Below are 21,377 nucleotides of genomic sequence, written 5' to 3' on the forward strand. Positions count from 1 at the left end.
TCACGCGGCGGGCTCGATGCGCGCGATCAGGCCGCTGCGGTCTTCACGATTGCGCAGCGTGAGCAACAGGCCTGCGCGCTGCGCGGACGCCTTCGCGATTGCGAGCCCCAGGCCGCTGCCGTTGGCGCCGTTGCCCGGCACGCGGAAGAACCGATCGAACACGCGCGGCAGCAGCTCCTGCGGAATGCCCGGACCGGTGTCCACGACTTCCACGGCGACGCGGCCCTGCTCCTGCAGCAGGCGCACGTCCACCACGCCGCCTTCGGGCGTGTAGCGCAGGGCGTTCTCGATCAGGTTGTCGAGCAGGCTGCGAAGATCCCCCGAAGCGCAATGCATCGTGATCGGCGTGCCGCCGCCGTCCGCGCCCACGAACCCCAGGTCGATGTTGCGCTGGTCGGCCAGGCCGATCAGCGTGTTCATGCTCTCTCGCAGCTGCGTGCGCAGGTCGACGATGGCTGGCCCGTCCGCGCCGGCAGCTTCCTGGCGCGACAGCCGGAGCAACTGGTCGACGAGACGCTGCGCGCGCCGGACACCGGACTCCAGCTGCGCGAAGCGGTCTTCCGCGGCGGGACAGTTCATGTCGTGGCGCATGTTCTCCATCTGCAGGCCGATGGCGGCGATGGGCGTGCGCAGCTCGTGGGCCGCGTCCTGAACGAAACGGCGCTGCGTCGCGAAGGCGTCGCGCAGGCGCCGCAGCAGGCTGTTGAACGAACTCACCATCGGCGCGATCTCGCTCGGGATGTTCTTCACCGCGAGCTCCGAGATGGTGTGCTCGTCCTGTCCCGCCGCCTGCCGGGCGATGTCCTGCAAGGCCCGCGACATCGCGCGCGCAACCACCCAGAGCGCGAACATCGACAGCGGCAGCAACAGCAGGATCGGTGCGACGGCCGCACCGGCGCGTTCCGCGGCGAGCTTGGCGCGGAAGCCATCGCTCTGCAGCACCTGCACGGCATGGCTGCCCGGCTGGTAGGCGGGCAGCGTGTAGACCCGCCAGCCCCGGCCCTCGTGCTCCACGTCATGGAAGCCGGCCGTGGATTGGAGGCCGAGGGTCAGGTCGGGCCAGGAGGTGACCTTCTTCACGCCGGTCGGGTCATAGGTCTGCACCACGTAGGCGCCCCACTTGAGCACCCGCTCGGCGTCCAGCGGCATGGGCTGGATCGTCTGGTTGTCCGCGAGTGCCGTGGCCAGCTGCTGCATCTGTTCGTCCATGAACGTGTTGACCATGCGCGAGAACGACCAGTACGAGATGACCGCCGCCATGGTTCCGACCGCCAGGAACAGCGGCACCAGCCACAGCATCATCGCCCGGCGGATCGAGCACATCGGCCCATTGGGAAAGACATGCCATTTCACGTCTCTGCTCCCGCGCCGCCGCCGGCCACCCGCCAGCCGAGGCCGCGCACGTTGCGGATGGTGTCGGGTCCCAGCTTGCGACGCATGCCGTGGATCAGGACATCCACCGCGTTGCTGCTCACCTCTTCGCCCCAGCCATAGATGCGGTTCTCCAGCTGTTCGCGCGACAGGATGGCACCGGGTCGTTCCAGCAAGGCATGCAGCAACGCAAACTCCCGCGCGGAAAGCTGCGACCGCTCTCCTTCGACCAGCACCTCGCGGGTGGTGAGGTCAAGCTGCACCATCGCATTTCCGATCATCGAGTGGGCGCTGCCGTCGCGGCGGCGGATCACCGCCCGCATGCGCGCCAGCAGCTCGCGCATCTCGTAAGGCTTGAGCAGATAGTCGTCGGCGCCCAGGTCCAGGCCTTCCACCCGGTCGTCGACGCCGTCGCGCGCGGTGAGCACCAGTACGGGCGTCGCATCGCCGCGGCCGCGAGCGTGCCGCAGCACCTCGACGCCGTCCCGCTTCGGAAGTCCGAGGTCCAGCAGCACGCAGGCGTAGTCACCGTCGGCCCAGGCGCTCTGCGCCAGCAGGCCGTCCTTGACCCAGTCGACCGACCAGCCCTGCGCGGACAGCGCGTCGCGCAGGCTGTGCCCGATCATTTCGTCGTCTTCGACCAGCAGCACTCGCATCCGGGGACCTCCTGCCCAGGCTCCGAAGCTTAGGCCAGCTCTCTTAGACCGGTGTTAGACGAGCCGTCGCTTTTCCGCAGCTCCGCCGGTCTCCCGCGAAGAGCCTTTCATCCCGGCACCCGCGGACCAGACCCGGCTAATTGTGACAAACATCGCGAGTCACTCCGTCAGACTTTCCTAAGCTATTGATTTGATTGACTTTAAGTATTGCAAAACGTTTCTCGTAGCTCTACATTCCTAAGCATCGGTAGGGAGGTTGCCTAAGGCGCCTCACCAGATGTTCAACAAGGCAAGGAGTCATTGGGTATGAAAAAGCTGAACCTCATCGCTGCTGCGATCCTTTTTGCAAGTGCTGGCGCACAAGCCGCAGGCACGGCGCAGGACACGTTCGACGTGACCGTCAACTTCACCGCTGGCTGCTCGGTTCAGACCGCTTCGCTCGATTACTCCTTCACCTATACGGCCTTCGGTCCCGCGCAGTCGAAGTCCGGCTCGACCGTGTTCAAGTGCTCGCGCGGGCTGACCCCCACGTTCTCCTTCGACAACACCCCCGGCGGTGTCCAGACCGGTTCCAGCGCCGTGGCGCTGAACAGCCCCGTGACGGCCGAAGGCGTGATCAAGGGCATTCGCTACACCATCAGCGGCGCGACCTCCAAGTCGCAGGCCGGATCGTCCGCGACCGCGGGCGCCAACGGTACGGGCGGCAGCGACGGCACGGCGGACCTGTACACGATCGGATTGAGCGTGGACATCGCAGCCGACCAGGCCGGTGACAACACCAGCGGCAGCGGGACCCAGACCCGCACGCTGACCATCACTTACTGATCGCGCATGCGCCGGCTGGAACTCCGCTGTCCGGCCGACGAAGCAAGCTGCATCATGTGCTCCATGGACCGTCCTCACCGCCCGTTCGCCCGCCAGCTGCATGGCGCCGTCCTGGCGATTGCGCTGGCCGCCAGCGTTCCGGGCGCGCCCGCGCTCGCCGGCCAGGCGAGCGCTTCGTTCAACGTGACCATCAACTACGTGCCCGCTCCCACCAGTTGCACCGCAAGCGTCGGCAGCGGTGTCCCCCTGGTGCAATGCGGCCCCGTGCCCACCGGGCAGTCGGCGCCTGGTCCTGCGCCCGCGGCGATCACGCCGTCTTTCCTGCCCGGAACTCCGCCCTCGATCAGGACCGCGGGTTCCAGCGCGCGCGGCGCTCAGGACGCCCTGCGCTTTCGGTTGCCGGACACACGCATGAGGGTGGCGGGCGCGCTGGTGGAAGTGGGTGAGGAGAGCTTCTATGCGTGGGGTGAGTATTCCTCCCGCATCATCGCGGCGGGCGGCGTGGAATACGTTGAGATGACGGTGACCTGGTGAGTTAAGCTGTTGAGCTGGCACTCACTACGAGACCCGCGATGAAGCTTTATCACCGATCGGTTGTCCTCGCCGCCGTCGCCTTGTGCACGCTGCCTGCCAGCGCCGCCCAGTTCACCATCACCCCCGTTCGCATCTTCATGACGCCCAAGGACCGCGCCGTGGCGGTCACGGTCACCAACGAAAGCGACGAGGAAGTGGTGATGCAGGCGGACCTGTATACGTGGAAGCAGAAGGCGGACGGCTCGGACGACCTGGTCCTGACCGAAGACCTGATCCTCACGCCTCCCATCATCAAGCTCGCCCCGCGGGCGCGCCAGGTGGTCCGCCTGGCGCGGCTCACGCCGCCGCCGGGTGGTGAACAGCAAACCTACCGGCTCATCATGCGGGAGGTCCCCGAGGCGCGCTCCAATGCGCAGATCCAGCTCCAGGTCGCACTGGCGTTTTCGCTGCCCGTGTTCATCACCCCGCCGGGCGTCAAGCGGGACCTGCAGTGCGGCGCGGAGCGCGCGGGACCGGACACGGTGCGCGCGCTGTGCAACAACGCGGGCACGGCCTATACCCAGATTCGCGCGCTGGAAGTCCTGGACGAGAAGGGGGCCAAGCTGGCCGCGCGCGACACCGGCGGCTACCTGCTGCCCACCGTCAAGCGTTCCTTCGACATCAAACGCGCCGAGGGGAAGATTCCCGCCGGCAAGATCAAGCTGCAGGTTGCCCTGGACGACGGCACCCTCCAGTCCTTCGACGCCACCTTGCCAGAATGAGCCGGGGCAGGGTCTGCACGTTCATCGCGGCTGTACTGATGCAGGCCCTTGCGACCGGAACATTCGCCCAGAACACGCGGCCCGATACACCCGCGGGGCCGGCAATCCAGGACCGCATCATTCCGCTGGAGGCGACCGTCAACGGCGCCAAGGCCGGCGCCTGGCCCTTCGTGGAACGCGCCGGCGCGTTGTACGTCAGCCCCGAAGCCATCGAGGAATGGCGCCTGCGCATGCCCGCCAACGCCCAGGCGATCCGCGTGCGTGGTGCCGACTTCTTTCCGCTGGCGGTGCTGCCCGGCTTCAACGCCCGCGTGAACTACACCACCTTGTCGGTGGAACTCACCTTCGCGCCGGAGGCGTTTTCGGGGACCCGGCTCACGCTTGACACGGAGTCGCAGACCCCCAAACCCAGCCCCGTGTTGCCGAGCGTGTTCTTCAACTACGACCTGAGCTACCAGAACTCCTCGACCCGCGGCGCCCGGACGGTCCGCGATTTCGGAGCGCTGCTGGAGCTGGGCGCGTCCAACGACTGGGGCGTGGTCACCACCAGCGAGGTGGCGCGCAACCTCACCGGCGGGGTCCAGGGGCAACCGAAGGAATGGTTGCGCCTCGAGTCGACCTATACCCGCAACCTGCCGGACAAGAACCTCACGTTGCGACTGGGCGATGCATCGACGCGGATGGGCCTGTGGGGCCGCAACGTGTATTTCGGCGGCATCCAGCTGGGAACCAACTACGCTCTCACACCCGGCTTCCTCACGCAGCCGCTGCCGTTGCTGGCCGGCATCTCGGCCGCGCCCTCCACGGTGGAGCTGTACGTCAACGACGTGCTGCGCAAGGTCTCGCAAGTGCCCACCGGGCCTTTCGTGATCGACAACAGCCTCGGACTCACGGGCAGCGGCGAAACCCGCATCGTCGTTCGCGACGTGCTGGGCCGCGAAGTGGTGATCGCCCAGCCCTTCTTTACCAGCGTGCAGTTGCTGGCGCCGGGGCTCAACGACTGGAGCTTCGAGGCGGGCGCGGTCCGCGAGAACCTCGGCCTCACCGATGCCGACTATGGTCACCGCTTCGCCAGCGGCACCTGGCGGCGCGGCGTTTCCGATCGCCTGACGCTGGAAGGCCGCGGCGAGTGGACACAGCACCATTCCAACCTGGGTGCGGGTGCGATCGCGGCGCTGCCAGCCGACTTCCTCGGTCGCGCCACCTACGTGCGCAGCCGCGACGAACGAATCGGCGACGGCGACTTTTGGCTGTTGGGTGTCGAACGGCAATGGGTGCGCACGGCAGTGAGCGCGCAATGGCAGGCGGCGTCGTCACGCTACCGCGAACTCGGCATGGAGCTGGCGCAGTTCCCGACCCGCCAGCAGTTCGCCGCCAACGCCACCCAGCAGTTCGGGCGTTCTTCCGTGGCAGTGGGGTACGCACGCCTGGACCGGTACGACGGGCCCACCGTCACCACCTACAGCATGAACTACGGCTACCGTTTCCGGGAGAACATCACCGTCAACGCCAACGTGAGCAAGGTGGTCGGTCCGTTCGGCGGTACCTCCTTCGGTGTGACGCTGCAGATCCCCCTGGAGAACCAGCGGTTCGCGTCGGCGTCGGTCAGCAGCCATGGCAAGTCCCACGACGCGTATGCGAGCGTCGCGCAGTTCGCCACCGACGCCAACGACATCGGCTGGCGCGTGCTCGGAGGCCAGTTGAACAACGAGGCCCACGCCGAGGCGGGCCTCGACTACACGGGCCGCTACGGGCGCGTCTACACCGACCTGAGCGCCTCCCCTTCGCAGAACTCGCTGCGCGTCGGAGCTTCGGGTGGCATGGCGCTCGCCGCCGGCCGCGCCTTCTTCACGCGCCGGCTGGACGAAAGCTTCGCGGTGGTGGAACTCAAGGGCTATCCGGGCGTGGGCGTCGGCCTCGGGTCCACGCCGACGGCCGTCACGGACTCCGCCGGCATCGCCTTCGTGCCTTACCTGAGCCCGTACCAGAGCAACCAGGTCCGGCTGCAGGCCAGCGACCTGCCGATCAGCGCCGAGCTCGATTCGATCGAGCAGCAGGTGGTTCCGTCGTGGCGCAGCGCGGTGAAAGTCGTGTTCCCCGTGCGCAGCGGCCGGGCCGCACTGGTCAAGATCCACCAGGAAGACGGCGAACCCGTGCCTGCCGGAGCGGTCGTGCAGATCCGGGGCGACAAGGAAGAAATGTTCGTGGGCCGTCGGGGTGAAGCCTTCGTGACCGGCCTGCAGGCACAGAACGAGATGCTGGTGCGCTGGCGCGAGGGACGTTGCACGTTCTCGCTGCCGCTGCCGCCCGCCGCGAACGACGACGTCCTGCGCGTCGGTCCCGTGACCTGCCGGAGGGTCCGATGAAGGCACCGTGGTCCACGTTTCTGCTCTGGCTGGTTCTGCTGGTCGCCGGACCGGCCGCGCACGCGGCCATCACCTGCACCAGCATCACCACGCCGGGCGTGACGATCAGCTACGTGAACAACTCGACCACCAGCGTCCAGACCTTCTTCACGGTGAGCTGCACGCGCACGAGCGTGACCGATCCGGCAAGCGTCACCTACGACATCGCGGTGAACAACGGCACCAATCCCAACGGCGTGAACAACCGCGCCTCACTGGGCGGCGCGACGCTGCGCTACGACGTGTTCACGAATTCGGCCTGCAGCACGGCCTGGAAGAACCCGCGTTCGATCACCGACTCCATGAGCTGGAGCAACGGCGCGACGGGGACCCTCACCAAGCAGACCACCTACTGGGGCTGCATGGTCACTTCGCAAACGGCGCCGTCGACGGGGACCTACACCGACTCCATCGCCATGACGATGACCTACGGAACGAACACGCTGTTCGGAACGATCCCCGTTTCCATTTATGCGCCTGCGCTGTGCACCGTGGTTTCGCGACCCGGCAGCATCAACCTGGCGTACACCGCTTTCGGCGGACAGGCTTCGCAGAGCACCAGCTTCGGCCTGAACTGCACAGGCGGCATGCCCTACACCATCGCGACCGATGTCACGGAGGGCGTGCTCAGCGGCCTGCGCTACACGCTGGGTTTGAACGGCAGCTCCGCGACCGGCACCGGCGCCGTGCAGACCTATTCGGTCACCGCGACGATTCCGGCCGGCCAGGCCGGCGCTTGCGCCACGTCGAACTGCACCGCCACCCGGACGCACACCCTCACGATCAGTTATTGAACGCGGGTCTCCCGTACCAGGACGGGTCAATTCCCGGACCCGTCGCTTTGCGCAGGCGTCAGACCGCCCCGGGAGGCAGCGCCGGCGCGCTCCCCGGCTGTGCGGCGGCGTCCCCGTACTCGTTCGAGCCGGCGACACTCGGCTGCACCAGCCAGTAGATCATCACGGCCCAGCCGATGAAGGGGATCAGCCACACCAGCTGGAACCAGCCGCTCTTGCCCATGTCGTGCAGGCGACGCGCGCCCACGGCGAGCGAGGGAAGCAACAAGGCCAGGTTGGCCAGCATGCCGATCATCTCCAGCCGCAGCACGTTGAACACGGCCGCGACGAGAAAGCAGAACAGGGCGAACCACCAGAATTCCGGCCGGCCGGCGCGGCCGTTGAAGTCCGCGTACTTGTCCCGTACGCAGCGCAGGATGGATTGCTTGAAGTCCATGTTCCCACCTCCTTGGTCAGGCGCCGCAATGATACGGACCGCGCTCGCCAACGCAAGCGGATATCTGCTTTCCGTTCAGCGTGCGTTCACGCGGGTGCCCGCAAACTCACTGCACATCAACCCACCGTGCGAGGTGAATCATGCAAGCCACTCTCCGTTCCAAGCTGGCCGCCGCCGCGATGCTGCTCGTTCCGCTCGGCACGATGTTCGCGGCCGGGCCGGCCGCCGCCGAGCACCGCGACGGGGCCTACGACCGCGGCCATGGCTGGGGTGTCCAGCACGACCTGCGCGGCGATCGGCGCGCCCCGCGCATCTTCGACGTGACGCCGGACGCGGACGCGACCATCACGACCCGCGGTTGGACGCGGATCCTGGCTCACTTCCAGGATGACGAAAGCGGCGTCGCCGCCGTGTCGCTGAGTGTCGACGGGCGTGACGTCACCGGCCGCGCGCGGCTGAACAACGGGGAGCTGCGCTACGCGGAAGACCTGCTGCCCGGCCACCACTGGGCGCAGCTGGTGGTGAGCGACCGCGCCGGCAACACGGCACGCCGGACCTGGACTTTCTCGGTGTACCCCCAGGGGCCCTACGGCCAGGACGGTCCCGGCTACGACCGTTGGTAATCGGCAAAAGCGGAACCGGCGTTACGTTCGTTCAGCAAGCGTTCACGCAGGCCCGCCTAAGCTTCTTCCTACAACGAACCTCAGGAGTCTTTCAATGAAACGTGTCGCCCTTCTCGCCCTTCTCGCCACCGGCGCCGTGGCCGTCCAGGCCCAGAGCTTCGTGGACCGCGCCCGCGTGCAGAACGTGGAGCCGCAGTACGAATCGGTGCAGGTGCCGCGCCAGGAATGCGCGAGCCAGATCGTCAACGAGCCGCAACCGGTCGCGGGCAGCGGCGGCGGCTATGGCGGCGGCTATGGCGGCGTCATCATCGGCGGCGTGGCCGGCGGCCTCCTGGGCAACCAGGTCGGCAAGGGCCACGGCCGCGAAGCCGCCACCGCGGCCGGCGCCGTGATCGGCGCCATCGCCGGCGACCGCATCGCCAACAGCCAGCCGCAGGCCTACGTGAACCAGCCGCGCGAAGTGCGCAGCTGCCGCACCGTGAACGACGTGCAGCAGCGCCTGACCGGCTACCGCGTGACCTACGAATACCACGGCCAGCAGTACACCACCCTCACCCGCGAAGAGCCGGGCCGCACGATGCCCGTGCGCGTGTCCGTCACTCCGCTGGATGAGCGGGAGTACCATCGTCCCCAGTGAGAAAGAACCCTTCGTGAACACTATCCGCCCCCTCTTGTGCGCCGTGTTGCTGGCGATGGCCGGGCTCCCCGCCTGGGCCGACGTCAGTCGTGACGATGCCGCGGCCGTGGCCCAGCGCGAGACGGGCGGACGGGTGCTCGCGGTGGAACGCTCCGACGCCGGCGGCCGAGCCGTCTGGCGCGTCAAGGTGGTCACTCCGCGCGGCGACGTCCGCGTGGTGCTGGTGGACGTGGCAACCGGCCGCGCCCAATAGGGCCGCAGCGATGCGCCTGCTGTTGGTCGAAGACGACGCGGCGCTGCGGCTCGGGCTGGCGCGCCAGCTGGAAAACGAGGGCTACCGCGTCGACCAGGCCAAGGACGGCGAGGAAGGCCTCTTCCTTGCCCGCGAGTACCCCTTCGATCTCGCCATCGTCGACCTGGGCCTGCCCAAGCTCAATGGACTGACGATCGTGCAGCGGCTGCGCGCCGAAGGCCGCACCATGCCGCTGCTGATCCTCACGGCCCGCGGCAGCTGGCAGGACAAGGTGAGCGGCCTCGAAGCGGGCGCGGACGACTACGTCACGAAGCCCTTCGAGTACCCCGAACTCGCCGCGCGCGTGAAGGCGCTGCTGCGCCGCTCGATGAAGGCGGCCAGCGAGGTGGTGAGCTTCGGCCCCATCAGCCTCGATTTCTCGGCCCAGTCCGTGAAGCTGGAGGGCGAGGCGCTGGAGCTCACCGCGTTCGAATACCGGCTGCTCGAATTCCTCGTGCGCGAACGCGCGCGCGTGGTGCCCAAGCAGGAACTGGCGGACTATCTCTACCCGCATGGTGAGGACCGCGACAGCAATGTGCTCGAGGTGCTGATCGGGCGGCTGCGCCGCAAGCTGGACCCCGAGGGCCAGCTTGCACCCATCGAGACGGTGCGCGGCCGGGGTTACCGCTTCACCCTGGGATGACGTCCGGCTATTCGATCCGGGCACGTCTTTTCCTCGGTGCCGCCCTGGTGCTGGTGGCCTTCATGGCGGGCGCCGGATTCGCGGTGCAGCGCGCCCACGCCGACAGCGTGCGCGCGGTGCATTTCGGCCGCCTGCAAAGCACGGTCTACCTGCTGCTCGCCCGCGCGGAGCTGGACGACACGGGTGCGCTGCTGATGCCACCCGCCTTCGCCGAGCCGCGCCTGACGCTGCCGCAGTCGGGCCTGTACGCGAGCATCTACGACGTCTCGCGCCGCGAGCAATGGCGTTCGGCCTCCAGCCTCGGCGCCAATCCACCCTTTCGCATCGACGGGGTGCAGACGGGCGAGTGGCGCAACGACACCATCGATGGCAAGGACCAGTCCTACCTGGCCGTCAGCTATGGCGTGAACTGGGCGACGGGCAAGAGCGCAGCGCCGCTGGTGCTGTCGGTGCTGGAGGACCGCTCCGAATTCGACCGCGAGATCGCGGTGTTCGCGCGCACGCTGTGGCTGTGGCTGGGCGGCGCGGGCATCCTGCTGCTGCTGGCGCAGACGGTGCTGCTGCGCTGGGGCCTGTCGCCGTTGCGCCGCGTGGCGAGCGAGATTGCCCGCGTCGAAAGCGGCGAGCAGCAGCGCATCGAGGGCCGCTATCCCGACGAGATCCTGCCGCTCACCGACAACCTCAACACGCTGATCCAGCAGGAACGCGTGCGCCAGGGCCGCTACAAGGAGGCCCTCAGCTTCTTGGCGCACAGCCTCAAGACGCCGCTGGCGGTGCTGCGCAATGCGCTCCACGAGCCCGCGCAGCTGCCATCCGCCGTGGAACAGCAGGTGGCGCGCATGGACGACATCGTGCAGCACCAGCTGGGCCGCGCCGGCGCCGGCGGGGCGACGCGCTTCGCGCCGCCGGTACTGGTCTCGCCGATTCTCGACCGGGTGCGCGATGCGCTGGTGAAAGTCCATGCCGAGAAGGGCCTCGCGATCACGACCGAATGCCAGCCCGACCTGACCTGGCGCATCGACGAGGGCGACGTGTTCGAGATCCTGGGCAACCTGATGGACAACGCCGCCAAGTGGGCCAGGTCGCGCGTGAACGCGCGCGCATGGCGCGACGGCGGCCGCTTGCTGCTGCGCGTGGAGGACGACGGGCCCGGCTTTTCCGACACCGAGTCCGTCCTGCAGATCCACGTGCGCGGCGACGAGCGCGTCCCGGGCCATGGCGTCGGCCTCGCCGTCGTGAACGACCTCGTGGCCAGTCACCAGGGAGAACTGAAACTGTCGCGCAGCCCGCTGGGCGGGGCGCTGGTGGAGATCGTGCTGCCCGTCGCGTGACCCATGGGCTTGACCTCCGGGGTCATGGCCTGCACGCAGCGGCAGCGGCACGATGCGGTCCTCTTCAACCCAGGAGGTCCCATGCCAGCCACGGCCCAACTTCTCGTCGACCAACATCTTTCGGCCTACTGCGAACCCGATGCCGGCAAGCGCATCGAAGCGGTCCGGCGCCTCTGGCATCCCGGCGGGCGCCTGGTGGACCCGCCGTTGCAAAGCGCAGGCCATGCGGGCATCGCCGAACAGGGTGGCCTGCTGCTGCAGCAATTCCCCGGCCACCGCTTCGTGCGCCACACCGCCGTGGATGCGCACCACGAGTTCCTTCGCTACGGCTGGCAGCTGGTGAGCCCCGACGGCCAGCCCGTGCTGGAAGGCCTCGACCTCATGGAGCTCGATGTCGATGGGCGCATCTGCCGCGTGATCGGCTTCTTCGGTGCACAGCCGGCGGCGAGCACCTGAGACAGCCCCCGGGCGCGGCGTCGAAGTCGCGCGTACCATGCAGCGCAGGAGCAAGCCATGGCGACGGACGATCCCATCCCCTACATGGAGCGCACGCGCGCCTGGTACCTGGCCCTCGGCTACGGCAACCCGTACCGTTACGCGCACTTCGACACCGTGCCTTTCCAGCCGCTGCCCAAGCCGCTGGCCGAATGCGTCGTGACGCTGGTCACCACGGCGGCCCCCTACCAGCCGGACAAAGGTCCGCAAGGGCCTGGCGCGCCGTACAACGCGGCGGCGAAATTCTTCACCCCCTACGCCGGCGACACGGCGTACGACCATGACCTGCGCATCGCGCACGTCGCGATCGACCGCAAGCACACCTCGATGGCGGACAGCGACAGCTGGTTTCCCTTGCCGCTGATGCGCCAGTGGGCGCAGCAAGGGCGCTTTCGCCTCGCGGCCCGCTTCCACGGCATGCCGACCAACCGCAGCCAGCGCCACACGATGGACGTCGACATCCCGCTCGTGCTGGAGCGCTGCCGCGAGGATGGCGTCGACGCGGCGCTGCTCGTGCCCAATTGCCCGGTATGCCACCAGACCCTGTCGCTCACCGCCCGCGCGCTGGAATCCGCGGGCATCGCGACGGTGGTCCTGGGTTGCGCCCGGGACATCGTGGAGCACGCCGGCGTTGCGCGCTTGCTGTTCTCCGACTTTCCCCTGGGCAATGCGGCCGGCAAGCCGCACGATCCCGCATCGCAGCAGGCGACGCTGGCGCTCGCGCTGGAGTTGCTGGAGACGGCGACCGCGCCCCGCACGACGCTGCAGTCGCCGCAGCGGTGGAGCGCGTCGTCCGACTGGAAGCTCGATTACTGCAATCCCGATCGGGTCGACCCCGGGGAACTGGCGCGCCTGCGGCAGGAGTTCGATGCCGCGAAGCTGCAGGCGAAGCGGGACGCTCAAGCCCCTTGACGCCCGTCGGCGCGCCGCGAGAATGGGGCCCGCGGACCCCTGCGAGCGTCGCACAGGGTCTGCACCATGGAGGGCATCCGATGTTCAAGTGGTTCAGGAGGCGGGGTTCCGAGGTGCCGTCCGAAGCGCCCGCCGCCGAGGCCCGACGTCCGCCGAAAGCCCGACAGAGGCCCCCGGATTTCGAGCCGACCGAACCCTTGCCGCACGTGGTGGCGGAAGGCAACACGCAGGCGGACTGGAGCGCATGGGAAGACTCCATGACGGCGCTGGACAGCCAGTTCGCTTCGATGGACCCCGCGGCCCGCGTGCAGGTCCGCGAGTCCCGCTTCGGGACCATCGAGGACGACGATCCCTTCGCCGCGGTGGAACGCAAGCGCCGTCCTTGAGCGGTGCGTTCAGCGCAGCGATCCGATGTAGGCCGACAGCGCCTTGATCTCGTCGTCGGTGAGCGCCCGGGTCGCCTTGAACATGCGCGCCTCCGAGCGGTCCTTGTTCTCGCGGTAGCGCTTGATGCTCATGTTCAGGTAGTCGGGATGCTGGCCCGCGATGCGGGAGTTGCGCTCGCTGCCTCCACCGGACTCGCCGTGACAGCGCTTGCACCCGTCCTCGTACAGAACGCGGCCCTTTTCGGCGAGCACCGGATCGTTCACCTTGAAGTTCGCCGGCTCCTGGTCGGTGTAGTACACGGCGAGCCCGAAACGCTCTTCGTTGGACATGCCGCGCACGAGGCCTTCCATGAAGAAGTTGCCGCGGCGGCGGCCGTCATGGAATTTGTTCAGCTGGTTCAGCACGTACACCGTGTTCTGCGCAGCGAGGTTGGGCACTACGGGCAGCACGCTGTGACCGGCCGGTCCATGGCAGTTCGCGCAGAACGGGGCCAGCTTGGCGCCCAGCTTGTACGCCTGGTCCTGCATCTTGCGGTCCTGCCGCGCGGCGAGCACCTTGTCCTGGGCCCATTGCGGCAGCACCAGCAGGGGGTTGGACGCAGCGGCGCTGGCGGGACTGGCCGCAGGCGGACTGGCGACGTCGCTGCCGGCAGGCGACTGGGCCCGGAGGCCGGTGGTGGCGATGCCCAGGACCAGCAGGAAGGACATCCGCAAGAGGTTCGAAGTCTTCATGGATTCATGATGCATCGACACACATTAGTTGCATTGAGATACATCAAGGCCGAGCTGATCCGGCGCGACGCCAGCGCCGCCCCGGACTTAAGTCGTGGGAACGAAGGGGCCCTTGAACAACACCGGTCCCGTGGGGCCGCTTCCCAGCGGCACGCCGCCCTTGGGCTCCAGGCTGATGGCCAGGGCCGGCACCTGGCGCAACTGCCCCTCGGCTGCAGGCAGCCGGATCACACCGCCGCCTTCCACCACGCCGAGGGACTGGGGCGCCGCGCCGGCAGGCAGGGCCCAGAGCTGCAGCGAACGATCGGCCTGCTCGCGGAAGTCGCCCAGCCGCTTCAGGGTGAGGGTTCCGTGCTTCGCGTCGAAAGTCACCAGCATCGCCGGCGCCGATTGCGCGTCCTCCAGCATCGCCACGTAGCGGATCTCCGGCGTCGCGCTCAGCTGCGTGAGCTGGGCGCCGGTGTAGGCCGCCAGCGTGAAGGCGACGACGGCCGCGAATCCGCCGACCAGCGCCGCTGCCCGCCAAAAGCCGGCACCTCCCCGCGCCACGTGCGCCAGCGCGGCGCGGCGCGCTTCTTCCTCCTGGCGCAGGGCGATGGCGATCCGCTTCCAGACGTTGGGAGAGGGCGCCTGCAGCGGCTGCAGCTCGGTCATCGCCGACATGCGCTCCTGCCAGACAAGCGCGAGCGCGCGCAGCTGCGGGCTCTGCCGCGCCTGGCTCTCGAAGCGCCGGCGGGCAGCGCCGCGCAGGGAACCCAGCGCATAAGCGGCGGCCAGCCGGTCGGCCAGTTCGGGGTTGCGGGTCAGGTCCATGGCGCTTCCTCAGGCGAACCGCGACATGCAGCCGCGCAGCTGGTCCAGGCCGCGCCGGATCCAGGTCTTGACCGTGCCCAGCGGCAAATGCAGCAGGGTGGCGAGTTCGCTGTGGCTCAGGTCGCGCAGGTAGGCCAGGCTGACGACTTCACGCTGGCGCGCCTCCAGCTTGCGCAGGCATTCATGCAAGGCCCAGGCCGCCTCGCTGGCCTGCTGGGTGTCCATGGGGTTGGGGGAATCGCCGGCCACGGTTTCCTCGATCACGCCGTCGATCTCGATGGCCGCGTCGGCGCGCTCACTGTTCCGGCGCCGCAGGAAGTCGAGCGCGCGGCTGCGCACGATCATGCCCAGCCAGGCCAGCGGCGGACTCAGCGCGCTGCGGTAGGTGTCGGCCACGCGCCAGGCATGGAGGTAGGCCTCCTGCAGCACGTCTTCGGCCCAGTCCCGGTTCCGCACCACGCGCAGCGCCAGTCCGAACAGCTTGCCGGCCGTGAGGTCGTACAAGGCATGGAAGGCCTGCTCCCGCTCCGCGAAGGGCAAGGACGCCGTGGCCATCCGGTCCAGGAGGGCGATGAGTTGCGGATCGTTCGGTGAGTCCATGTCCCTAAGCTACGCGAGCCCGCGCCGTTTGGATTCAAAGCCCGCGGCGCACCGGGGGATTGGGCAGGCCGCGTGCGGTCCGTTCGAAGGCATGTCAGCGGCGCGCGAACAGCGGCTGGTCGAAGTGGTCGACGCGAGTCAGCCGGCCGGCGATGCAGACTTCGCGGAACTGGTACAGCACGGCCGCCGTGGGTGCGGCGATCCACGAGCCGCCCACCGGCATGCGCAGGATCTGCCGTCCCGGATCCTCCGAGGGCTCCAGCACCGGCGCATCACTGCGCATGAATTCGGCGACAGGGATGCGGTGCACGCTCGCCACCTCGAGCGCATTCGGCACGAGGCTGGATGCCGCGCCGCCCCACACCACGACCGGCGTGATGACGAAGCCGGACCGGGTGACGTAGTCGTCCAGCGTTCCCAGCACCTGGTCGGGTGCGATGCACAGGCCCACCTCTTCCTGCAACTCGCGCAAGGCCGCCGCTTCCGGCGACTCGCCCTCGTCGATCCGCCCGCCAGGCAGCGCCCACTGTCCGGCATGCCGGCGCAGCGTGGTCGCCCGCCGCGTGAGCAGCAGGGCGGCACGCTGGCTCCAGCCGACCGGCTCGGGAATCCCCCGCACGCCGGCGCCGGTGCCCTCCTCGACCAGCGCCACGGTGACGGCGGCCGCATGGTGCGGCCCGTGCGGGGCGCGCCGCACCGGCAAGGCCTGCAGGTGGTCGCGCACGCGTGCGCGCAGGTTCGCATCCAGCAGCATGGGAGGCATTCTGGCACCCGCGCCGGCACGGCCGGCGCGGCCCTGCGATCATCGATGCCCTGTCCACTCGGGAGATGCCATGGAAGCGAGCAAGGGAGCGCAGGCCAGCGCGGCGGAAATCGCCGCCGCCGTGCGCGCGGGTTCCGTCCGCGCCACCGACGTGGTGCGCGCCTGCCTGGACCGCATCGAGCGGCTGGAGCCGCGCGTGCGCAGCTTCGTCACGGTGACGGGAGAAGACGCCATGGCTGCCGCGCAGCGCGTGGACGCGCTGGTGGCGGCCGGCCGGGACCCGGGCCCGCTGGCGGGCGTGCCGGTCAGCGTGAAGGACCTGATCGCCGTCGGCGGGGTGCGCCAGACTTTCGGATCGCGGCTGCTGGCCGACCACATCGCGGCGAACGACGCCCCTTCCGTGGAGCGGCTGCGGGCTGCGGGCGCGTGCATCGTCGGCAAGTCCACCACCAGCGAGCTCGGCTCCAAGGCCGTCGGCGACTCGCCGCTCACGGGCACCACGCACAACCCCTGGAACCTGGACCACACGCCGGGCGGCTCCAGTTCGGGTGCTGCGGCGGGCGTCGCCGCCGGCCTCGTGCCCGTCGCGCTGGGCACGGACGGAGGCGGATCGATCCGCATCCCCGCGAGCTTCTGCGGCCTGTTCGGCATCAAGGCGCGGTACGGCCGCGTGCCGGTGTGGCCGCCGGCCGCCACCCCCGCGTTGGCGCACGTGGGCCCCATCACCTGCACGGTGCGCGACGCCGCCCTGCTGCTGTCGGTGATCGCGGGCCCCGATCCGCGGGACGTGCATGCGGTGACGGCGGCCGCACCGGACTTCCTGGCCAGCTTGACGCAAGGCATCGCCGGACTGCGCATCGGCTGGTGTGGCTCGTTCGGCTGGGGGCACGTCGACCCCGAGGTGCTCGCACGCTGCCGCGAGGCGGCGTTCTCGCTCGCACGCCAGGCCGCGCAGGTGCAGGAGGTCGCATCGCCCTTCGCGCGCGATCCCGCACCGGCGTGGAACCGGATGTTCTACGGCCGCATCGCCCGGCGGCTAGCGGAACTGGCGGCCACGCCGCAACGCATGGAACTGGTGAACCCGGCGCTGCGCGCGGCCGTGGCACAGCAGCAAGACGCCGGGGCACTCGACGACACGCAGGCCGAGGCGATGCGCGCACACGCAGTGGCCGAAGCCGAAGCCCTGTTCCGCCGCGTGGACGTCCTGCTGACCCCCACGATGCCGGTCACCGCGCCACCCGTGGGCGTGGACGTACCCGCCGGGCACGAGGGCCGCAATGCGGTCGACTGGTCTTACTTCACCTATCCGTTCAATCTCACGGGGCACCCCGCGGCCTCGTATCCGGTGGGCACGGACGCGGCGGGACTGCCTATCGGCCTGCAGATCGTGGGGGCCAGGGATGGCGAGCCGGAGATCTTCCGGGTGGCGGCCGCACTGGAGCGGCTGCATCCGATCCGCCTGCCGCGGATGGACTAGCGACCGGCGCTCACTCCAGCGGCACCACGGGCCGGATCCCCTCCAGCCCCGCCCGGTCCACGTTCACCATCTGCACGCCGGGTGGCGCGTACGGCGGGATGCCGCCGGGGCGCACGCTGACGTCGCGGATGCCGAAGACCGCCATGTCCTGCGGCGTCAGCGCATAGAAGTCCTCCACGCCGTAGGGCGGCAGTTTCGCGAACCAGCAGACGAATCCGTCCACGCCGATGCGCTGGAAGAATGCTGACTCGCGCCGCGCCAGCACGTGCGCGGCGGCGATTTCCGGCCGCGTCCACCGGCCTTCGCCGGTGTGCTGCAGGTGCAGGATGTGCGTCATGTTGCCGTGCCAGCCAACCGCCCCGGGTCCCCCGAGCAGCTTGCGCCGGCCGGCCAGGAAGACGTAGTTGGCGCAGGACGAGAAGCACGCTTCGGGAACCTCCACGTCCACGCCGCGCGCGGCCATGGCCTCGGCCATGTCCAGCGCGGGGATCACCAGGCCGCCCGGCGAAGTGATGACCAGGCGCCGCACGCCGGGATCCTGCAGCAACTGCAGGAACGTCGTGGCGGATGCATCGTCGATGCGCCCTCGGAACACGATCGCGTCGCCCTGCCGCTCCACGGTGGTGTCCGGAATGGACTGCGCGTGGGCGACGCCGGCGCCCGCGAGCACTGCGACCAAGAGGGCGCGGCGAGCGCGCGAACAGGATGCGATGGCGATACGGTGCACTTCAGCGCAAGCGTACCCGTTCCGGCCGCACGCCGATGCCGACCAGCCGGGCCGGGATGCGGCGCAGCAGCGGCAGGCGCTGCAGCAGGCGCACTGCCAGCGGCGGCGATGCCGGCGCGTCGCTGCGCGCGAGCAAGGGCGACAGCACGCTGTTCTGGATGGCCACCTGCGCGCGCTGCGTCACGCGCGCCGGCCACTCGCGCCGGCGCTGCACCGCCTGCAGGTCCGAATTCGCCAGGGTCCTTTCGCGCAGCGGTCGCGCCAGCAGGTTGGCGGCCGCGACCGCGTCCTGGATCGCCAGGTTGATGCCGACGCCGCCGACGGGCGACATGGCGTGGGCCGCATCGCCGATGCACAGCAGGCCCTCGCGCCACCACCGCGGCATGTGGTTGACCTGCACGCTCAGCAGCTTGACGTCGTCCCAGCCCTGCAAGCGGTCCACCACGTCCGAGAGGAACGGGGCAGTGTGCGCAACCCGAGCACGGAAGGCGGCGATGCCCTGGGCCTGCAGCGGTTCCAGCGAGCCCTTGGGAATGACGAAGGCGCACTGCCAGTAGCTGTCGCGGTTCAGCGCGACCAGCATGGCACCCGGCTGGATCACGCCGCCGGTGCGCGAAGGATGGCGCGCCGCGTCGCGCGGCAGGCGAAACCAGAGCACGTCGATGGGAGCCCCGGTGTCGACGGTGGCCAGGCCAGCGCTCTCGCGCAGCGTGGCATGGCGGCCGTCCGCACCGACCGTGAGGTCTGCGCGGATCTCGCCGACGCCGTCCTGCCCCTGCACCCGCACGCCGACGATGCGGCCGCCCTCCTCGATCACTTCGGTGGCCCTGCATCCCATGCGCAGCTGGAAGTGGGGATAGGCCTGCGCCTTGCGCGCGAGGAAGGCCAGGAAGTCCCACTGCGGCACCAGCACCAGGACCTGGCGCGCGGCGGACACGTGGCGGAAGTCGGCAATCGTCACGAGCTGGCCGAAGACCTCGCCGGTCAGTTCCGTGACTTCCTGGTGCGGTAGCTGCAGGAATTCGTCCAGCAGGCCCAGGTCGTCCAGCACCGTGAGGGTGGAAGGATGGATGGTGTCGCCGCGGAAATCGCGCAGGAAGTCGTCGTGTTTTTCCAGGACCACGACGCGCACGCCGGCGCGGGCGAGCAGGTAGCCCAGCATGAGGCCGGCAGGCCCGCCGCCGGCGATGCAGCATTGCGTCGCGACATCGGTCCCGGAAGTCGCCATGGAAGCGCTGTCGGCGCCTGCGCTCAGCGGCCGTCCGGCACGAACACGTAGCCTGCGTTGCGCACCGTGCGGATGAAGCGCGGCTCGCTCGCGGGATCCGGCTCGATCTTGCGGCGCAGGCGTCCGATGCGGATGTCGATGGACCGGTCGAACGGCTCCCACTCGCGATTGCGAGTGTTCAGCAGCAGCTGGTCGCGCGACAGCACCCGGTTCGGGTTCAGCAGGAAGACCTTGAGCAGGTCGAACTCCATGGCCGTGAGCGGCAGCTCGCCGCCGTCCTGGTCGAACAGGCGCCGCGCGTCCAGGTCGATGCTGCAGCGGCCGACCGCCTGCCGCGTGACGATGGGCGACAGCGGTGCGGGGGCGCTCGACGGCGCCACGGCGGGGGCCGCCGGCACGGGTTCGGGCTTCGCCTGCATCCGCCGCAGCACGCTCTTGATGCGCGCCAGCAGTTCGCGCGGATCGAAAGGCTTGGCGACGTAGTCGTCCGCCCCGACCTCCAGGCCCACCACCCGGTCCACCACGTCGCCCGACGCGGTGACCATGATGATGCCGACGTCGTAACGCTCGCGCAGGAAGCGGGCGAGGCTCAGCCCGTCTTCGCCCGGCAGGCGCACGTCCAGCAGGACGACGTCGGGCAGCTCACGGTCCAGCACTTCCCGCATCTGCGGGCCCGACTCGGCTTCACTCACGGTGAAACCGTGGCTGCCCATGTATTCGCGCAGCATGTCCCGCACCGACGCATCGTCGTCGACGACCAGCAGGCGGGCGGGTTGCGGCATGCGCTGGATTTTAGGAGCGGTCGGGCTCCGGGCGACGCTGTTACACGCCGGCAACACGACCGCAGGCGGCAATACAAAGCCACAACACGGGCGGCGGCGCGGGACGCAGCCGGGTTACCGGCGCTCCAGACACTGCAGCTCCCGCCGGTCCACCGGCATCTTCCAGGAGCCTGCCATGACCCATTCCCCGTCCACCCAGCGCTATCGCCAGCTCATCGAAGCCTCCCGGCGCGTGCGCTGGGACATCGACAAGGACGTGATCCGCGGGCGCAACTTCGACTACACCCGCACCTTCCTGCCTGCCGGGCTGTCCCTGGTCGAGGAGATCGCCTTCCTGACCCCGGCCGACCGCCGCTTCCTGTCCCAGGTGCAGGGCCGCAGCTACACCTACATCTTTGGCCTGGCCGAGCGCTTCATCGGCGCCAAGGTCATGGAGCTCGGCGGCTCGCACGCCCTGGGTGACCAGGTCGCGCTGGAAGCGCTGGTGCGCATGACCGACGAGGAGCTGAAGCACCAGGAGCTGTTCCGCCGCCTGGGCGCGATGCTGGCCGAGGGCATGCCCGGCGGCTGGCGCGCGGGCGCCGAGCCGAACGACGTCGCGCAGGCGGTGCTGTCCAAGAGCACCTGGGCCGTGCTGGCGCTGACGCTGGACATCGAGCTGTTCACCCAGGCGCACTTCCGCGCCAGCATCCAGCAGCGCGACGACCTCTGCCCCCTGTGGAAGGACGTGTACCTGTTCCACTGGAAGGAAGAGGCGCAGCACGCGATGCTGGACGAACTGGAATTCCTGCGCGCCGACGCCCAGCTGGCGCAGCCGCAGCGCGATGCCGCCGTCGGCGAACTGATCGAGCTGGTGGGCGCCCTGGACGGCATCCTGCAGGCCCAGGCCGGCGCCGACACCGAGTACTTCCTGGCGCACGCCAGCGGCAAGTACGACGACGCGCAGCGCCAGGAAATCGGCGGGCACGTGCTCAAGGCGTACCGCTGGCAGTACATCATCTCCGGAGTCCTCGAGCCGCGCTTCCGCAAGGTGCTGTTCGGCCTGCTGAGCGACGACCAGGCCAGGCGCGTGCAGGAAGCGCTCGCGCCGCTGGCGTACGCGGTGCCGGACCAGTTCGACATGCCGCTCGCGGCCTGACGCGGGAGAGACGGCC

At 69.3% G+C, this 21,377-nt stretch carries 25 protein-coding genes; 15 read left to right on the plus strand and 10 right to left on the minus strand.

The window, feature by feature from the left end; translation table 11 throughout:
• Complete coding sequence (locus AC1DSA_RS02585) at positions 1-1,353, minus strand: sensor histidine kinase (RefSeq protein WP_477885735.1); 1,353 nt, start codon at positions 1,351-1,353, stop codon at positions 1-3.
• A complete protein-coding gene (locus tag AC1DSA_RS02590) occupies positions 1,350-2,027 on the minus strand; it encodes a response regulator transcription factor (protein WP_477885737.1) in 678 nt (225 codons plus the stop codon). The genes AC1DSA_RS02585 and AC1DSA_RS02590 overlap by 4 nt, the downstream gene beginning before the upstream one ends.
• Positions 2,028-2,333: 306 nt before the next feature.
• Between AC1DSA_RS02590 and AC1DSA_RS02595 the strand changes: the two genes are divergently transcribed.
• The 5 genes from AC1DSA_RS02595 (at position 2,334) to AC1DSA_RS02615 (ending at position 7,346) form a co-directional block, all read left to right on the plus strand.
• Complete coding sequence (locus AC1DSA_RS02595) at positions 2,334-2,852, plus strand: hypothetical protein (RefSeq protein ID WP_477885739.1); 519 nt, start codon at positions 2,334-2,336, stop codon at positions 2,850-2,852.
• 63 nt (positions 2,853-2,915) lie between these two features.
• On the plus strand, positions 2,916-3,386 hold the full coding sequence (locus AC1DSA_RS02600; protein ID WP_477885741.1) for a hypothetical protein: 471 nt from the start codon (positions 2,916-2,918) through the stop codon (positions 3,384-3,386).
• 38 nt (positions 3,387-3,424) lie between these two features.
• Positions 3,425-4,147 (plus strand): fimbrial biogenesis chaperone, encoded by a 723-nt coding sequence (locus tag AC1DSA_RS02605; protein ID WP_477885743.1) that lies wholly within the window; start codon positions 3,425-3,427, stop codon positions 4,145-4,147.
• Entirely contained in the window at positions 4,144-6,513 is a 2,370-nt protein-coding gene (locus tag AC1DSA_RS02610; protein WP_477885745.1) for a fimbria/pilus outer membrane usher protein, read from the plus strand. Before AC1DSA_RS02605 ends, AC1DSA_RS02610 begins: the two co-directional genes overlap by 4 nt.
• Positions 6,510-7,346, plus strand: coding sequence for a spore coat protein U domain-containing protein (locus AC1DSA_RS02615; protein ID WP_477885747.1), 837 nt, complete (start codon positions 6,510-6,512; stop codon positions 7,344-7,346). The genes AC1DSA_RS02610 and AC1DSA_RS02615 overlap by 4 nt, the downstream gene beginning before the upstream one ends.
• 58 nt (positions 7,347-7,404) lie before the next feature.
• Here AC1DSA_RS02615 and AC1DSA_RS02620 read toward each other — a convergent pair whose 3' ends face one another.
• Positions 7,405-7,782: a DUF805 domain-containing protein gene (locus AC1DSA_RS02620; RefSeq protein WP_477885749.1), complete on the minus strand. Its 378-nt coding sequence runs from the start codon at positions 7,780-7,782 to the stop codon at positions 7,405-7,407.
• A gap of 140 nt (positions 7,783-7,922) precedes the next feature.
• Here AC1DSA_RS02620 and AC1DSA_RS02625 point away from each other — a divergent pair, with 140 nt between their 5' ends.
• From AC1DSA_RS02625 to AC1DSA_RS02660, 8 genes are all read left to right on the plus strand, one after another.
• Positions 7,923-8,405, plus strand: coding sequence for a hypothetical protein (locus AC1DSA_RS02625; RefSeq protein ID WP_477885751.1), 483 nt, complete (start codon positions 7,923-7,925; stop codon positions 8,403-8,405).
• A 94-nt stretch (positions 8,406-8,499) separates the two neighbouring features.
• Positions 8,500-9,042, plus strand: a complete 543-nt coding sequence (locus tag AC1DSA_RS02630) for a glycine zipper 2TM domain-containing protein (RefSeq protein WP_477885753.1) — start codon at positions 8,500-8,502, stop codon at positions 9,040-9,042.
• A gap of 13 nt (positions 9,043-9,055) precedes the next feature.
• On the plus strand, positions 9,056-9,295 hold the full coding sequence (locus AC1DSA_RS02635) for a PepSY domain-containing protein (RefSeq protein ID WP_477885755.1): 240 nt from the start codon (positions 9,056-9,058) through the stop codon (positions 9,293-9,295).
• A gap of 10 nt (positions 9,296-9,305) precedes the next feature.
• Entirely contained in the window at positions 9,306-9,977 is a 672-nt protein-coding gene (locus tag AC1DSA_RS02640; RefSeq protein ID WP_477885757.1) for a response regulator transcription factor, read from the plus strand.
• A complete protein-coding gene (locus AC1DSA_RS02645) occupies positions 9,974-11,308 on the plus strand; it encodes an ATP-binding protein (protein WP_477885759.1) in 1,335 nt (444 codons plus the stop codon). Before AC1DSA_RS02640 ends, AC1DSA_RS02645 begins: the two co-directional genes overlap by 4 nt.
• A gap of 81 nt (positions 11,309-11,389) precedes the next feature.
• Positions 11,390-11,764, plus strand: a complete 375-nt coding sequence (locus AC1DSA_RS02650; RefSeq protein WP_477885761.1) for a nuclear transport factor 2 family protein — start codon at positions 11,390-11,392, stop codon at positions 11,762-11,764.
• Positions 11,765-11,821: 57 nt separating this feature from the next.
• Positions 11,822-12,715: a reductase gene (locus AC1DSA_RS02655; protein WP_477885763.1), complete on the plus strand. Its 894-nt coding sequence runs from the start codon at positions 11,822-11,824 to the stop codon at positions 12,713-12,715.
• 80 nt (positions 12,716-12,795) lie between these two features.
• Entirely contained in the window at positions 12,796-13,101 is a 306-nt protein-coding gene (locus AC1DSA_RS02660; RefSeq protein ID WP_477885765.1) for a hypothetical protein, read from the plus strand.
• A gap of 9 nt (positions 13,102-13,110) precedes the next feature.
• On the opposite strand, the gene AC1DSA_RS02665 is transcribed toward AC1DSA_RS02660, so the two are convergent.
• The 4 genes from AC1DSA_RS02665 to AC1DSA_RS02680 all read right to left on the minus strand — a co-directional run bounded on the left by AC1DSA_RS02665 (position 13,111) and on the right by AC1DSA_RS02680 (position 16,000).
• Positions 13,111-13,833 (minus strand): c-type cytochrome, encoded by a 723-nt coding sequence (locus tag AC1DSA_RS02665; RefSeq protein WP_477885767.1) that lies wholly within the window; start codon positions 13,831-13,833, stop codon positions 13,111-13,113.
• An 87-nt stretch (positions 13,834-13,920) separates the two neighbouring features.
• The gene (locus AC1DSA_RS02670; protein WP_477885769.1) at positions 13,921-14,646 is read right to left on the minus strand and encodes an anti-sigma factor; all 726 of its coding nucleotides are present in this window, start codon (positions 14,644-14,646) and stop codon (positions 13,921-13,923) included.
• A 9-nt stretch (positions 14,647-14,655) separates the two neighbouring features.
• Complete coding sequence (locus tag AC1DSA_RS02675) at positions 14,656-15,246, minus strand: RNA polymerase sigma factor (protein ID WP_477885771.1); 591 nt, start codon at positions 15,244-15,246, stop codon at positions 14,656-14,658.
• A 94-nt stretch (positions 15,247-15,340) separates the two neighbouring features.
• On the minus strand, positions 15,341-16,000 hold the full coding sequence (locus AC1DSA_RS02680) for an NUDIX hydrolase (protein ID WP_477885773.1): 660 nt from the start codon (positions 15,998-16,000) through the stop codon (positions 15,341-15,343).
• 79 nt (positions 16,001-16,079) lie between these two features.
• Here AC1DSA_RS02680 and AC1DSA_RS02685 point away from each other — a divergent pair, with 79 nt between their 5' ends.
• The gene (locus AC1DSA_RS02685; RefSeq protein ID WP_477885775.1) at positions 16,080-17,486 is read left to right on the plus strand and encodes an amidase; all 1,407 of its coding nucleotides are present in this window, start codon (positions 16,080-16,082) and stop codon (positions 17,484-17,486) included.
• 10 nt (positions 17,487-17,496) lie between these two features.
• On the opposite strand, the gene AC1DSA_RS02690 is transcribed toward AC1DSA_RS02685, so the two are convergent.
• From AC1DSA_RS02690 to AC1DSA_RS02700, 3 genes are read right to left on the minus strand one after another with little or no spacing between them, the layout of a single operon-like run.
• Positions 17,497-18,213, minus strand: coding sequence for a hypothetical protein (locus AC1DSA_RS02690; RefSeq protein ID WP_477885777.1), 717 nt, complete (start codon positions 18,211-18,213; stop codon positions 17,497-17,499).
• Position 18,214: 1 nt separating this feature from the next.
• A complete protein-coding gene (locus AC1DSA_RS02695; protein ID WP_477885779.1) occupies positions 18,215-19,441 on the minus strand; it encodes an FAD-dependent oxidoreductase in 1,227 nt (408 codons plus the stop codon).
• 23 nt (positions 19,442-19,464) lie between these two features.
• A complete protein-coding gene (locus tag AC1DSA_RS02700) occupies positions 19,465-20,223 on the minus strand; it encodes a response regulator (protein WP_477885781.1) in 759 nt (252 codons plus the stop codon).
• 175 nt (positions 20,224-20,398) lie between these two features.
• On the opposite strand from AC1DSA_RS02700, the gene AC1DSA_RS02705 reads away from it, so the two are divergent.
• Complete coding sequence (locus AC1DSA_RS02705; RefSeq protein ID WP_477885783.1) at positions 20,399-21,361, plus strand: hypothetical protein; 963 nt, start codon at positions 20,399-20,401, stop codon at positions 21,359-21,361.
• The last annotated feature ends 16 nt before the right edge of the window (positions 21,362-21,377 follow it).

It is taken from the genome of Ramlibacter sp. P4_H7 (assembly GCF_056400765.1).

Coding starts and splice junctions, on each gene's coding strand:
- AC1DSA_RS02590 (WP_477885737.1), bottom strand. CDS start 2,027: ATGCGAGTGCTGCTGGTCGAAGACGACGAAATGATCGGGCACAGCCTG.
- AC1DSA_RS02595 (WP_477885739.1), top strand. CDS start 2,334: ATGAAAAAGCTGAACCTCATCGCTGCTGCGATCCTTTTTGCAAGTGCT.
- AC1DSA_RS02600 (WP_477885741.1), top strand. CDS start 2,916: ATGGACCGTCCTCACCGCCCGTTCGCCCGCCAGCTGCATGGCGCCGTC.
- AC1DSA_RS02605 (WP_477885743.1), top strand. CDS start 3,425: ATGAAGCTTTATCACCGATCGGTTGTCCTCGCCGCCGTCGCCTTGTGC.
- AC1DSA_RS02610 (WP_477885745.1), top strand. CDS start 4,144: ATGAGCCGGGGCAGGGTCTGCACGTTCATCGCGGCTGTACTGATGCAG.
- AC1DSA_RS02615 (WP_477885747.1), top strand. CDS start 6,510: ATGAAGGCACCGTGGTCCACGTTTCTGCTCTGGCTGGTTCTGCTGGTC.
- AC1DSA_RS02620 (WP_477885749.1), bottom strand. CDS start 7,782: ATGGACTTCAAGCAATCCATCCTGCGCTGCGTACGGGACAAGTACGCG.
- AC1DSA_RS02625 (WP_477885751.1), top strand. CDS start 7,923: ATGCAAGCCACTCTCCGTTCCAAGCTGGCCGCCGCCGCGATGCTGCTC.
- AC1DSA_RS02630 (WP_477885753.1), top strand. CDS start 8,500: ATGAAACGTGTCGCCCTTCTCGCCCTTCTCGCCACCGGCGCCGTGGCC.
- AC1DSA_RS02640 (WP_477885757.1), top strand. CDS start 9,306: ATGCGCCTGCTGTTGGTCGAAGACGACGCGGCGCTGCGGCTCGGGCTG.
- AC1DSA_RS02645 (WP_477885759.1), top strand. CDS start 9,974: ATGACGTCCGGCTATTCGATCCGGGCACGTCTTTTCCTCGGTGCCGCC.
- AC1DSA_RS02650 (WP_477885761.1), top strand. CDS start 11,390: ATGCCAGCCACGGCCCAACTTCTCGTCGACCAACATCTTTCGGCCTAC.
- AC1DSA_RS02655 (WP_477885763.1), top strand. CDS start 11,822: ATGGCGACGGACGATCCCATCCCCTACATGGAGCGCACGCGCGCCTGG.
- AC1DSA_RS02660 (WP_477885765.1), top strand. CDS start 12,796: ATGTTCAAGTGGTTCAGGAGGCGGGGTTCCGAGGTGCCGTCCGAAGCG.
- AC1DSA_RS02665 (WP_477885767.1), bottom strand. CDS start 13,833: ATGAAGACTTCGAACCTCTTGCGGATGTCCTTCCTGCTGGTCCTGGGC.
- AC1DSA_RS02670 (WP_477885769.1), bottom strand. CDS start 14,646: ATGGACCTGACCCGCAACCCCGAACTGGCCGACCGGCTGGCCGCCGCT.
- AC1DSA_RS02675 (WP_477885771.1), bottom strand. CDS start 15,246: ATGGACTCACCGAACGATCCGCAACTCATCGCCCTCCTGGACCGGATG.
- AC1DSA_RS02680 (WP_477885773.1), bottom strand. CDS start 16,000: ATGCTGCTGGATGCGAACCTGCGCGCACGCGTGCGCGACCACCTGCAG.
- AC1DSA_RS02685 (WP_477885775.1), top strand. CDS start 16,080: ATGGAAGCGAGCAAGGGAGCGCAGGCCAGCGCGGCGGAAATCGCCGCC.
- AC1DSA_RS02695 (WP_477885779.1), bottom strand. CDS start 19,441: ATGGCGACTTCCGGGACCGATGTCGCGACGCAATGCTGCATCGCCGGC.
- AC1DSA_RS02700 (WP_477885781.1), bottom strand. CDS start 20,223: ATGCCGCAACCCGCCCGCCTGCTGGTCGTCGACGACGATGCGTCGGTG.
- AC1DSA_RS02705 (WP_477885783.1), top strand. CDS start 20,399: ATGACCCATTCCCCGTCCACCCAGCGCTATCGCCAGCTCATCGAAGCC.